Here is a 12316-nt window from a genome sequence, read left to right as displayed (position 1 = left end):
GGGCCGCCGGGCGGCGGTCCCCACCCGCCGCTCAGGGCAGGGACGCGACGAGGTCGCCGACCTCGACCCGCGGGCCGGTGTAGAACGGGATCTCCTCGCGCACGTGGCGGCGGGCCTCGGTGCCGCGCAGGTGCCGCATGAGGTCGACGATGCGGTACAGCTCGTCGGCCTCGAAGGCGAGGATCCACTCGTAGTCGCCGAGGGCGAAGGCCGGGACGGTGTTGGCGCGCACGTCGGCGTAGTCCCGGGCCTCCTTGCCGTGGTCGGCGAGCATCGTCCGACGCTCGGCGTCGGGCAGCAGGTACCACTCGTAGGACCGCACGAACGGGTAGACGCAGACGTAGCGCTTCGGGTCCTCGCCGGCCATGAACGCCGGGACGTGGCTCTTGTTGAACTCCGCCGGGCGGTGCAGCGCGGTCTGGCTCCAGACCGGCACGCTCGCCCGGCCGAGCGCGGTGGTGCGGCGCAGGTCGGAGTAGGCGGCCTGCAGCGACTCGATCTCCGAGGCGTGCCACCAGATCATGTAGTCGGCGTCGTGCCGCACACCGGCGAGGTCGTAGACGCCGCGGACGGCGACGTCCTTGTTGGCGAGCGAGTCGAGGTACTCGGTCGCCTCGCGGGCGGCGGCCGAGCGGTCGTCGCCGAGGCGGCCGGGCTCGACCCGGAAGACCGACCACATGGTGTAGCGGATGGTGTCGTTGATCGCTTTGACGTCCACGCGGGCCATGTCCGGCATGGTACGCGGCCGGTGAGGGTGCCCTCAGCGACCGGTCCGTGCGGCGGGCAGGGCCGGGGCGAGCCGCTCGGCGGCGGCCCGGGCGGTCGCGACACAGGCGGGGACGCCGACCCCGTGCAGCATCGACCCGGCGACCTCCAGCCCCCCGACGGCGGCGACGGCGGACTCCAGCGCGTCGACGACCGCGCCGTGCCCCACGCCGTACTGCGGCAGACCGCCGCCCCAGCGCTGCACGAACGACGCGACCGGGACGGCGTCGACGCCGTCGAGCACGGCCAGGTCGGCACGGACACGGGCGACGAGCTCGGCGTCGTCGACCTGCAGGCCCGCCTCCTCGCCGAACCGGCCGATCGACGCCCGGAGCCGGACCAGGCCGTCCTCACCGAGGTGGGCCCACTTCGTCGACGCGTGGGTGACGCCCTTGACCGACAGGGGCTCGTCCGCGGCGACCAGACAACCGGAGGTGCCGGGCATGCCGGCGACGTCGGCGGCCCGGAAGGCGAGCGCGACGACCGCGGAGGAGGCGAGCTCGATCCGCCCGGCCGCGGCGGCCGCGGCCGGTGCGACCGGCTCCAGCAGCCGGCGGGCGGCGGGTGCGGGGACGGCGAGGACGACGGCGTCGACGTCGAGCGCCTCCGGCTGCGGGACCGGTCCGAGGACGAGCCGCCAGCCGTCGGGGCGGCGGTGCAGCTCCCGCACGGTGACGCCGGTGCGCACCCGGGCCCCGGACGCGGCGACGAGTGCGGCGATCACCTCGCGGTAGCCGCCGCGCACGGCGCCGAAGACCGGTCCGACGGCCACCGGCTGCGGCACCGCGGAGGGGCCGGCCCCGGTGCCCACGGCGGCACGGCTCCCGGCGACCGGCGGTGTGGTGGCGCCGGCCCCCGCGGCCGGTGTCCCGGCGGCGAGGGTGCCGCTGCGCTGGCCGGACGCGGCCATCCCGGTACTGGCCGCCTCGGTGAGCGACCCGGCCCCGGCGTCGAGCGCGGCGGCCAGCGCCGGGACGGTGGCGCGCAGACCGAGCCGGTCGACCCGCCCGGCGTAGACACCGCCCAGGAGCGGGTCGGCGATCCGGTCGACGACCTCGGGGCCGAACCGGCGGCGCAGCAGCGCCCCGAGCGCGACGTCGGTGCCCGGGTCCCAGTCCAGCGGCGTGGTCGGCTCGGCGGCGACCGCGGCCCGTCCGGCGTCGGACAGCACTCCCCCGAGGTCGGCGTCGCGGCCGGGCACGCCCATCAGGGTGCCGCGGGGCAGGCCGACGGTCCGCCCGCCCGCGCGGATCGTCGCCGTCGCCGCGGTGGGGTGGGTGAGCGCGTCGGCCAGCCCGATCTCGGTGAGCAGCGCGGGGACCTCGGGACGACGGGCGAGGAAGGCCTCGGCGCCGACGTCGAAGGGCGCCCCCGCGAGATCGACCGTGCGCAGCACGCCGCCGAGCCGGTCACGCTGCTCGAGCACCACGATCTCGGCGGCCGGGCCGAGCAGCGTGCGCAGCCGGTGCGCGCAGGCCAGACCGGAGACACCGCCGCCGACGACGGCGACGCGGGTCATCGCGACGGACGGTCGCCCGTCGGCCCGGCCACGGGCTGGGCGTGCACCGTCTCGACGGTCCGGGTGATCGCGTCCGGGTCGGTGGGGGGCAGGACACCGTGGCCGAGGTTGAACACGTGCCCGCGGGTGCGCGCCCCCTCGGCGGCGATCCGCACGACCTCGGCGTCGACGGCCTCCTGACCGGCGAACAGCACCGCCGGGTCCAGGTTGCCCTGCACGGGCACCGCGCCACCGGCCCGGCGGGCCGCGACGTCGAGCGGGGTCCGCCAGTCGACGCCGATCACGTCGGCGCCGGCGTCGGTCATCGCACCCAGGAGCTCGGCCGTGCCGACCCCGAAGTGGATCCGCGGCACGCCGGCCCCGGCGAGCGCGCCGAGCACGGCGGCGGAGTGCGGCAGCACGAACTCGCGGTAGTCGCGCTCGGACAGCGCGCCCGCCCAGGAGTCGAACAGCTGGACCGCGTCCACCCCGGCGGCGACCTGCTGCTGCAGGAACGTGCCGGTGAGCACGGCGAGCTTGCCGAGCAGGGCGTGCCACACGTCGGGGGCCGAGCGCATGAGGGACTTGGTCCGCTCGTGGTTGCGGCTCGGGCCGCCCTCGATGAGGTAGGAGGCGAGGGTGAACGGGGCGCCCGCGAACCCGATCAGCGGGACGCGGCCCAGCTCGGGCAGCAGCAGGCCGATCGCCTCGGTGACGCGCGCCACCTGCTCGGGCGCCAGCTCGGGCAGTGCCGCGACGTCGGCGGCGGTGCGGACCGGTGAGTCCACGACGGGGCCGGTGCCCGGCACGATGTCCACCCCGATGCCCGCCAGGTACAGCGGCACCACGATGTCGGAGAACAGGATGGCCGCGTCCATGTCGTGGCGGCGGACCGGCTGCAGGGTGATCTCGCAGGTCAGGTCCGGGGTGAGACACGCCTCGAGCATCGCGTTGTCCCGGCGCAGGGCCCGGTACTCCGGCAGCGAGCGACCCGCCTGGCGCATGAACCAGACCGGCAACCGCGACGGCGTCGCACCGCGCGCTGCGTCGAGGAACGGTGCTCCCGCGAGGTCGCGGCGGGCGGGGGGCGCGGAGACGATGCCTGCAGTCATGACCTCCGGATGATCCCACGCGGACCGGGCCGGTGCTCGGGCGCCCCGGCGCGCCTGCCAGGTACGACGGGTATCGCACCCTAGAGTCCGACGCCGTGCCGGACCCGAACTCACCACCACCAGCAGCGTTCCGCAGCGCGGTCCGCTCGCTCGCGTCGGTCCGACCGCGCCCCGAGCTCGTGGTGCGGCCGCTCGAGGCCCCGCCCCGGCTCGCGCCGTACAGCTGGGCGACCAGCGTCGAGGCCGACATCGGGCACCGCGGCGACGGGACCGACGACCTCGACGAGCCGGACACCTCCGGCCGGTTGATCCTGCTCCACGACCCCGACGGCCAGGAACGCTGGGAGGGCACCTTCCGGCTGGTCTGCTTCGTGCAGGCCCGGCTGGAGCCCGGCCAGCTCGGCGACGACATGCTGCCGCGGATCGGCTGGTCCTGGCTGACCGACGCGCTCGAGCACGCCGGCGCCGGGTTCACCGCGCTCGGCGGGACCGTCACCCAGACCTCGTCGGTCCGCTTCGGCGGGCTCAGCGGCGGCGGTGGCGGCCCCGGCGAGGGGCCGCCGCGGGAGGACGACGTCGAGCTGCGCGCCTCCTGGTCGCCCACGGAGAGCGACGGCGATCTGTCCCGACACGCCGTCGCGTTCGCGTCCCTGGTGTCGACCGCTGCGGGTCTGCCGCCGGTCGGCGCAGTGCCGTTGAGCCGATCACCCGGCTGAACGTCGCAGGTCAACGGCACGCGTCGGAAATCTTTCACCCGGAGGGGTGGGACCGCGCCCACATGCATGTAACTTTCCAGGCCGGAAAGACGAATGCACACCAGACGTTAGGCCGCATGGAGGGATACCATCTCTTCCATGGCACCCGCCCGGGCGGCCGAGCGCCACTCTCCGTCCCTCGGGTTCCGGTGTTGGTCGGGGGCGTACGACCGACTCCAGGAAGGTTGACGACGTGGCTGTACTTGGCCAGCAAGTGCCGGCGCAGAGCTCCGGCAGCACCACCCCAGGTGGCGCTCCGATCGGTGGAGCAGTGCTCTCGCCGGGGATCGTCCCGCAGCCGCGGGAGGAGCTGTTCACGGTTCTCGTCGTGGACGACCACCCGCTGCTCCGCGAGGCGATCGCCGGACGGCTGCGCTCCATGGGAGCGGGCACCGTGCACGAGGCCGCCTCGGTCACCGAGGCGCGGGCTCGCGCCCACGCCGCGGGTCCCTGCGACCTCGCGATCCTCGACCTGACCCTGCCGGACGGCAGCGGGCTGGACCTGGTCAGCGAGCTCCGCTCGCTCGGCTGGAACCGGCTGGTCGTGCTCGCCTCCTCCGACGACCCGTACGCGGTCCGCTCGGCGTTCCAGGCCGGCGCGCAGGCCTACCTGCTGAAGTCGGCGTCGCCCTCGGTCGTGACCGACGGCGTCAAGCGGGTCCTCGACGGCGGCGTCTACGCCGACCCGACGGTCGCCCCGCTGCTCGCCACCGGGTCCCGCGTGCCGGGCACCGACAACACCCCGCGGGAGCTCTCGGCCCGCGAGGTCGAGGTGCTGCAGCTCGTCGCGGACGGCCAGTCCAACAAGGAGATCGGTGAGGCCCTGAACCTCTCCGCCCTCACGGTGAAGAGCCACCTCTCCCGGATCGGCCGCAAGCTCGGCACCGGCGACCGCGCCCAGATGGTCGCGCTCGCCATGCGCGCGGGGGTCATTCGCTGACTCCCGGGACCGGCGCCGCCGGCGGTACGGACACGACCCGGCCGCCGGTCTCGGCGACTCCGGACGGTTCACCCGATCCGGTACCGCTGCTCCGTCCCGCCGACGGCCTCCCCCCGGTCACCGCGACCGCCGACGACCTCGCCCGCGTGGCCGCGGCGATCGCCGGCGGCAGCGGCCCGGTCGCCGTCGACGCGGAGCGTGCCTCCGGCTTCCGGTACTCCCAGCGCGCCTACCTGGTGCAGCTGCGGCGTGCCGGGGCCGGGTCCGCGCTGGTGGACCCGATCCCGCTGCGCGGCGAGCTGGGCCCGCTCGCCGAGGCCCTCGACGGCCCGGAGTGGGTGCTCCACGCGGCCTCCCAGGACCTCCCGTGCCTGGCCGAGCTGGACCTGCGCCCGGCGTCGCTGTTCGACACCGAGCTCGCCGGCCGGCTGGCCGGGCTGCCCCGGGTCGGGCTCGGCCCGATGGTGGAGAACCTGCTCGGCCTCGGCCTGGAGAAGGGGCACGGCGCCGCCGACTGGTCGCGTCGCCCGCTCCCCGAGGACTGGCTGGTCTACGCCGCACTCGACGTCGAGGTGCTCGTCGACCTGCGCACCGTCCTGACCCGGATGCTCGACGAGCAGGGCAAGCTCGACTGGGCCCGCCAAGAGTTCGAGGCGGTCCGCACCGCCCCGCCGTCCCCGCCGCGCGCGGAGCCCTGGCGGCGCACCTCCGGCATCCACAAGGTCCGCCGCCCCCGCCCGCTCGCCGCGGTCCGGGAGCTGTGGCAGGCGCGTGACTCCCTCGCCGCCGAGCGCGACATCGCCCCCGGCCGGGTCCTGCCCGACGCCGCGATCGTCGACGCCGCGGTGCGCAACCCCGACTCCCCGCAGGCACTGGCCGAGCTGCCGGTGTTCCGCGGTCGCTCCCAGCGCAGGCTGGCCCGGTACTGGTTCGACGCGCTGCGCCGGGCCGCCGACCTCCCCGAGGCCGAGCTGCCGCGCGGCGCCGCCACCACCGACGGCCCGCCGCCGGTGTCGCGCTGGGCCGACCGCGACCCCGACGCCGCGGCCCGGCTCGCCGCCGCCCGCGCGGCACTGACCACGGTGTCCGAGCAGCACGACGTGCCGGTGGAGAACCTGTTGCAGCCCGACCTGCTGCGCCGGGTCTGCTGGACCCCGCCCACCGACGGCGACCTGCCGGCCGCCCTGGCCGCCGGCGGCGCCCGTCGGTGGCAGGTCGAGCTGCTCGCCCCGCTGCTCGAACCGGCCCTGGCCACCCGCGCCCGCTGAGCCGCCCGAGCCGCCCCGGCCCGCGTCCCGGGTGAGGCACCCGGACCGGGTCGGCGTCCGGTCAGCGGGCGAGGACCGGGGCCCCGCCCGAGGGCTCCGGGGCCGTGCTGTCGTCGGGCAGCGCGACGTGCACCTCCAGTCCGCCACCGGGCACCGCCTCGGCGTGGACGGCCCCGCCGTGCGCGGTGGCCACCGACCGCACGATCGACAGCCCCAGGCCGGAGCCGCGGGTGTGGGCGGTGCGGGCCACCGGGCCCCGCCGGAACGGCTCGAACAGCTCGGCCACCCTGTCCGGGGCCAGCTCCGGCCCGGACGACGCGACCCGCAGCACGACCCCCGGCCCGGGCGTTCCGGTCCCGCAGCCGACCTCGATCCAGCCGCCGTCGCGGTTGTGCCGCACCGCGTTCTCCAGCAGGTTCGCCACCATCCGGCGCAGCAGCGGCTCGTTCCCCCGGGTCGTCGCCGGCCGGGGGTCGGTGCGCACGACCAAGCCGCGGACGGCGACGTCCCCGGTCACGGCCGCGAGCTCCGCGGCGACGAGCCCGGCCAGGTCCACCGGCACCCGGTCGGAGCCCGGCATCGCTCCCCCGGCCTCGGTGCGGGCGAGCAGCAGCAGCCCGCTGACCAGCTCGTCGCAGCGGCGGCCCGCCTCCCGGACGACCCCGGCCATCCGGCGCAGCTCCTCGGCGTCGGCGTCGGGGTCCTGGAGCGTCACGTCGATCTCGGTGCGCAGCACCGCGAGCGGGGTGCGCAGCTCGTGCCCGGCGTTGGCGACGAACCGGGACTGCGCGTCGAACGCGGCCTGCAGCCGGTCGAGCATCGCGTCGACGGCGGCGGCCAGCTCGGCGACCTCGCCACGGGCACCGGCGAGCGCGACCCGCTCGTCGAGCGAGCTCGCCGAGAGCCGCGAGGTGGTCTCGACGACCCGGCGCAGCGGGTACAGCACCCGCCCGACCAGCACCCAGGACGTGACCGCCCCGGCCGCGACGACCAGCGGGAACGCGATCAGCCCGGCCCGCAGCACCTCGGCGCGGGCCGCGGCGGCGACCGCGTCGCGGGCGGTCTCGGCGGGCACGGCGACCCCGCCGACGAACACCGTCCCGGGCAGCGCCGGGGTGCCCGCGACCACCGCGCCGACCAGCATCCAGCCGAGCCAGAGCAGCAGCGCGGCGACCGCGGCGACGAGCGCCGTCGCGAGCAGCGTCAGCCGCGGCCGGAGGGCGCCCACGCCGTCACGCCGTGGGGGTCCCGTCGGCGGGCACCCGGTACCCGGCACCGACGACGGTGTCGATCGGACCCGGCGCACCGAGCTTCTTGCGCAGGGTCATGACGGTGACCCGCACCGTGGTGGTGAACGGGTCGGCGTTCTCGTCCCAGACGCGTTCGAGCAGCTCCTCCGACGACACCACGGCCCCGCCCGCGGCGAGCAGGACCTCCAGCACGCCGAACTCCTTGCGGGTCAGCTCGACCGGCCGCCCGGAGCGCAGCACGGTGCGCCGGGCCGGGTCCAGCACGACGTCGCCTGCCCGCAGCGTGGGCGGCACCGCCGGGGTCGCCCGGCGGCCGAGCGCCCGGACCCGGGCGACCAGCTCGGGGAAGTCGAACGGCTTGGCCAGGTAGTCGTCGGCGCCACGGGACAGGCCCTCGACCTTGTCGGCCGGGGTGCCCGACGCGGTGAGCATCAGCACCCGGGTCAGGCCGCCCGCGGCGACGAGCTCGTCGCACAGGTCGTCGCCGCTGCGGCCGGGCAGGTCCCGGTCGAGGACGGCGACGTCGTAGCGGGTCACCGACAGCTTCTCCGAGCCCTCGTCGCCGTCGTAGGCCACGTCGACGGCCATCCCGTCCCGGCGCAGGCCGCGCACGACGGCGTCGGCCATCGCCGGCTCGTCCTCGACGACGATGACGCGCATCAGCGGGTGCGCTCCCGCCCGGGAACGGCGTCCTCGGGGGTCGAGGGGACCGCCGCGGCCGCCCACTCGGTGATCCGGCGGGCCATGTCCTGCTCGGTCAGCCCGGTCGCGGCGAGCACGTCGTCGCGGCTGCCGTGTTCCAGGTACTCCTGGGGCAGCGCGAGGTCGCGCTGGCGCACGTCGAGCTCGGCGGCGCGCAGCGCGTCGGACAGCGCGGAGCCGAACCCGCCGTGCGTGCCGCAGTCGGAGACGGTGACCACGAGCTGGTGGTCGGCGGCCAGCGTGAGCAGCTCCCGCGGGACCGGCAGCACCCACCGCGGGTCGACGACGGTCACGTCGACGCCCTGGTCGGCGAGCCGCTGCGCGACGGCGACGCCGGCCTTCGCGAACGCCCCGACGCAGACCAGCAGGACCTGGGAGCGCCCGTCGGACGGCTCGTGCAGCACGTCGACCCCGGCCGGGCCGTCGAGGCGGCGCAGCGCGGGCACCGAGCCGATCACCGAGCCCTTGGGGTAGCGCAGGGCGGTCGGGCCGTCGGTGACCGCGGTGGCCTCCCGGAACTCCTCGCGCAGGGTCTCCTCGTCACGGGGGGCCGCGACCCGCATGCCGGGCACGATGCCCAGCAGCGACAGGTCCCACATCCCGTTGTGCGACGGGCCGTCGCTGCCGGTGACCCCGGAGCGGTCCAGCACCAGCGTGACGCGCTCGCGGTGCAGGCCCACGTCCATCAGCAGCTGGTCGAAACCGCGGTTGAGGAACGTCGAGTACAGCGCGACGACGGGGTGCCGCCCGGCCCGGGCCAGCCCGGCGGCGGTGGTCAGCGCGTGCTGCTCGGCGATCCCGACGTCGACGATGCGGTCCGGGTGGGCGGCCGCGAACGGCGCCAGGCCGGTCGGGCCGAGCATCGCCGCGGTGATGGCGACGACGTCGGTGCGCCGCGACCCCAGCGCCACCATCTCCTCGGCGAACACGTCGGTCCAGCCGGTGACCGGGGTGCCGGTGGGCAGACCGGTCTCCGGGTCGAACGCGGCCGGGCTGTGCATCTGCTCGGCCTCGTCGTTCTCCGCGGGCGGGTAGCCGTTGCCCTTGCGGGTGACCGTGTGCACGATGACCGGCCCGCCGAAGCGCTTCGCCCGGCGCAGCGCCGACTCGAGCTGGCCGATGTCGTGGCCGTCGACCGGGCCGAAGTACTTGAGCCCCAGGTCGGAGAACAGCTCCTGCGGGGAGAGCGCGTCCTTCACCCCGGCCTTGAACGCGTGCAGGCCGGCGTAGAGCGCGGGCCCGACCACGGGGGTGCCGCGGACGGTGCGCTTGCCGGCCTCGAGCACCCGCTCGTAGCCGGGCTGCAGCCGCAGCGACGCGAGCCGGTCGGCCAGCCCGCCGATGGTCGGCGAGTAGGAGCGGCCGTTGTCGTTCACGACGACCACGACGTTGCGGTCCTCGCCGGCCGCGATGTTGTTGAGCGCCTCCCAGGCCATGCCACCGGTCAGCGCCCCGTCGCCGATCACGGCGACGACGTGCCGGTCGACCCCGGTCAGGGCGTGCGCGCGGGCGATCCCGTCGGCCCAGGACAGCGACGACGACGCGTGGCTGGACTCGACGTGGTCGTGCTCGGACTCGGCGCGGCTCGGGTAGCCCGACAGCCCGCCGGTCTTCTTCAGCCGGTCCCAGCCCTCCTGACGGCCGGTCAGCAGCTTGTGCACGTACGCCTGGTGCCCGGTGTCCCAGATCAGGGTGTCCTGCGGGGACTCGAAGACCCGGTGCAGGGCGATGCTCAGCTCCACCACACCCAGGTTGGGCCCCAGGTGGCCCCCGGTGCGGGACACCGCCTTGATCAGGAACCCACGGATCTCGGCCGCGAGCGAGGTCAGCTCGTCGGGCCCGAGCCCTCGCAGATCGGCCGGGCGCCGGATCGCCGAGAGTCCCCGGTTCGTCGTCACGTACTGCCTCCTCGCCGCCGGCCCCGTTCGGGCGTCCTCCACCACGGAGGACCGGCATCGACTCGTGGTCCCACTCTACGGACCGGTAGCCGAGGCGACCCGATGGCGCTGCCGGGCGCGGCGGGCGTCGACCGTCACCCGGACGGTGCCCGCCGCGTCCCGTGCTGCGACGCGGTACGTCCACTGTTCTCACCAACCCCAGTTACGCATTGTCGATCTCCTTTCGCACTCGGACCCACAGTTGATCGACACAATGGCCGCGGCCCTTACCGCGGACGCGTTCACCAACCCCAGTTGCGCATCGGACACCCCTTTCCTGATCGACATCTCCCACGTCGTGGCGCCGTCGTGACATCACGGGACAGCAATTACCGGCATACCGACATGGTCTCTCACGCATTCACCGGTGCCGCCGCCGAAAAGGGTGACCCGCCGTCGACCCGCGAACAAACCAGGGAGCACCATTGCGATATCAACAATCACCGGTCCGGCCGTGCGGCCGGCACTCAGCGTGATCACACCACTCGTCCGAGCAGCTACGACACGATCACGAAGCCGTATCGATCACAGACGGCGACGGGTGCGGTTAGGATCACGGAGGGGCGGCACGCCGGTCGCTGCCGCGGACGGGCAGGATCGGGTGGGACGACGCCGGCGAGGGAGGGACGTATGGCCCCGGAACCGGTCCGGCTGCACCAGGTCACCCGCTGGCCGATCTGGTCCATCCCGGGGCGGCTGCTCGGCCCGGTCCTCGCCGTGGAACTGCTGGCGGTCTGCCTGGTGCTCGCCGGGCTGCTGAACCCGCCCCGGCTCGACCACGCGACACTGGTGCTGCTCGCCACGCTGACCGTGGCCGGGATCCTGCACACCGAGGTCGTGGCCGGCGTCGAACGCATCCGGCGCTACACCGCCGAGACCCACCACGTGAACCTGACCTCGGTCTGGACCTTCGCCTCGGCCCTGCTGCTGCCACCGGTACTGGGCGCATTCGCGGTGGTGGTGGTCTACACCCACCTCTACGTCCGGGTCCTGCGGCCGGTGCCGCCCCCGGACCGCAGGCCGGTCTACCGCGAGGTCTACAGCACCGCGACGGTCATCCTGTCCGTGCACGCGGCGGCCGGGGTGCTCGCCGCGACCCGGCCCGGCGAGCTCTACGGCAGCCTGCCCGGCACCCTCGCGCTGCTGCTCGCGCTGCTGACCTACACCGTCGTCAACACCTGCCTGGTCCTCGGCGTGGTCGCGGTGGCCAGCCCGGACACCCGGGTGGTGCGCATCCTGTTCGGCGGCGACGAGCTCACCCTGGAGCTGGCGACCCTCTGCCTGGGGGCGCTGACGGCGGGGGCGCTGGCCGCGAGCGGGCCGTTCGTCGCGCTGCTCGCGGTGCCGCCCATCCTGGCCCTGCACCGCACGATCCTGGTCCGCCAGCTGCGCGAACGGGCCGACACCGACGCCAAGACCGGGCTGCTCAACCACGCGGCCTGGCACCTGCGCGGGACCCACGAGCTGACCCTCGCCGAACGCGAACGGCGGCCCGCGGCGCTGCTGATCCTCGACCTGGACCACTTCAAGGAGATCAACGACACGCACGGCCACCTCTACGGCGACCAGGTCCTCGCCGCCACCGCCCAGATGCTGCGCGAGGAGCTGCGCGACCACGACCTCGTCGGCCGGTTCGGCGGGGAGGAGTTCGTCGTGCTGCTCCCCCGGCTCTCCGGCAACGACGGGCGCGAGGAGGTCCGGCAGATCGCCGAGCGGCTGCGCAGGCGGATCGCGGGCGGCTCCGGCCCGGTGGCACCGCCGGACGGGGTCCCGGCCCAGCGGCTGCCCGCACCGTCCCCGGGCGCCGCCCGGAGCGACGGCCGTCCGTCGCCCCGGGCCGGCGCCGGGATCACCGTCTCGATCGGCGGGGCGCTGTTCCCCGACGACGGCCACGCCCTGACCGGCCTGCTCGAGGTCGCCGACTCCGCGCTCTACGCGGCCAAGCGGGCCGGGCGCGACGCCGTGCGGATCGGGCGCCACACCTTCCCGGCCGAACCCGAACACGCCTGACGTTCCCGCGCCGACGCCCGTTCCCTCCGGGACGGAGCCGATCAGCCGCAACGGCTCGGTGTCCCCTGTGGCCCGGCGG

General features: G+C 75.5%; 10 protein-coding genes. 4 read left to right on the top strand and 6 right to left on the bottom strand.

Features of this window, described 5'->3' with window-relative positions; genetic code table 11:
• Nucleotides 1–31: 31 nt before the first annotated feature.
• The 3 genes from hemQ to hemE are packed head-to-tail and all read right to left on the bottom strand — an operon-like array spanning nt 32 to nt 3375.
• On the bottom strand, nt 32–727 hold the full coding sequence (gene hemQ, locus MTO91_RS10745; protein ID WP_208820168.1) for a hydrogen peroxide-dependent heme synthase: 696 nt from the start codon (nt 725–727) through the stop codon (nt 32–34).
• A 33-nt stretch (nt 728–760) separates the two neighbouring features.
• Nucleotides 761–2284 carry a protoporphyrinogen oxidase gene (gene hemG, locus MTO91_RS10740; protein ID WP_476654415.1) on the bottom strand — a complete coding sequence of 508 codons (1524 nt, stop codon included), beginning with the start codon at nt 2282–2284 and terminating at the stop codon, nt 761–763.
• Entirely contained in the window at nt 2281–3375 is a 1095-nt protein-coding gene (hemE, locus tag MTO91_RS10735; protein WP_251786105.1) for a uroporphyrinogen decarboxylase, read from the bottom strand. Before hemE ends, hemG begins: the two co-directional genes overlap by 4 nt.
• A gap of 95 nt (nt 3376–3470) precedes the next feature.
• Between hemE and MTO91_RS10730 the strand changes: the two genes are divergently transcribed.
• The 3 genes from MTO91_RS10730 (at nt 3471) to MTO91_RS10720 (ending at nt 6338) form a co-directional block, all read left to right on the top strand.
• Nucleotides 3471–4091 (top strand): DUF3000 domain-containing protein, encoded by a 621-nt coding sequence (locus MTO91_RS10730; protein WP_179760319.1) that lies wholly within the window; start codon nt 3471–3473, stop codon nt 4089–4091.
• Nucleotides 4092–4509: 418 nt separating this feature from the next.
• Nucleotides 4510–5070 (top strand): LuxR C-terminal-related transcriptional regulator, encoded by a 561-nt coding sequence (locus MTO91_RS10725; protein ID WP_029239699.1) that lies wholly within the window; start codon nt 4510–4512, stop codon nt 5068–5070.
• Between the two features lie 86 nt (nt 5071–5156).
• Nucleotides 5157–6338, top strand: a complete 1182-nt coding sequence (locus tag MTO91_RS10720; RefSeq protein ID WP_476654848.1) for an HRDC domain-containing protein — start codon at nt 5157–5159, stop codon at nt 6336–6338.
• A gap of 61 nt (nt 6339–6399) precedes the next feature.
• Here the strand turns inward: MTO91_RS10720 and MTO91_RS10715 are convergent, their stop codons facing one another.
• The 3 genes from MTO91_RS10715 to dxs are packed head-to-tail and all read right to left on the bottom strand — an operon-like array spanning nt 6400 to nt 10188.
• Nucleotides 6400–7566 (bottom strand): HAMP domain-containing sensor histidine kinase, encoded by a 1167-nt coding sequence (locus MTO91_RS10715; RefSeq protein ID WP_476654414.1) that lies wholly within the window; start codon nt 7564–7566, stop codon nt 6400–6402.
• A 4-nt stretch (nt 7567–7570) separates the two neighbouring features.
• Nucleotides 7571–8248 carry a response regulator transcription factor gene (locus MTO91_RS10710; protein WP_062404606.1) on the bottom strand — a complete coding sequence of 226 codons (678 nt, stop codon included), beginning with the start codon at nt 8246–8248 and terminating at the stop codon, nt 7571–7573.
• Complete coding sequence (dxs, locus tag MTO91_RS10705) at nt 8248–10188, bottom strand: 1-deoxy-D-xylulose-5-phosphate synthase (RefSeq protein WP_208820160.1); 1941 nt, start codon at nt 10186–10188, stop codon at nt 8248–8250. The genes MTO91_RS10710 and dxs overlap by 1 nt, the downstream gene beginning before the upstream one ends.
• 669 nt (nt 10189–10857) lie before the next feature.
• On the opposite strand from dxs, the gene MTO91_RS10700 reads away from it, so the two are divergent.
• A complete protein-coding gene (locus MTO91_RS10700) occupies nt 10858–12237 on the top strand; it encodes a GGDEF domain-containing protein (RefSeq protein ID WP_476654413.1) in 1380 nt (459 codons plus the stop codon).
• Nucleotides 12238–12316: the final 79 nt, after the last annotated feature.

The sequence above is a fragment of the Pseudonocardia sp. 2-7 genome (genome assembly GCF_056341085.1).
This window is presented reverse-complemented; position numbering and strand designations above follow the sequence as displayed.

Excerpts from the sequence above, each read along its gene's own strand:
- hemQ (WP_208820168.1), bottom strand. The coding sequence starts at position 727 with ATGGCCCGCGTGGACGTCAAAGCGATCAACGACACCATCCGCTACACC.
- hemG (WP_476654415.1), bottom strand. The coding sequence starts at position 2,284 with ATGACCCGCGTCGCCGTCGTCGGCGGCGGTGTCTCCGGTCTGGCCTGC.
- hemE (WP_251786105.1), bottom strand. The coding sequence starts at position 3,375 with ATGACTGCAGGCATCGTCTCCGCGCCCCCCGCCCGCCGCGACCTCGCG.
- MTO91_RS10725 (WP_029239699.1), top strand. The coding sequence starts at position 4,510 with ATGGGAGCGGGCACCGTGCACGAGGCCGCCTCGGTCACCGAGGCGCGG.
- MTO91_RS10710 (WP_062404606.1), bottom strand. The coding sequence starts at position 8,248 with ATGCGCGTCATCGTCGTCGAGGACGAGCCGGCGATGGCCGACGCCGTC.
- MTO91_RS10700 (WP_476654413.1), top strand. The coding sequence starts at position 10,858 with ATGGCCCCGGAACCGGTCCGGCTGCACCAGGTCACCCGCTGGCCGATC.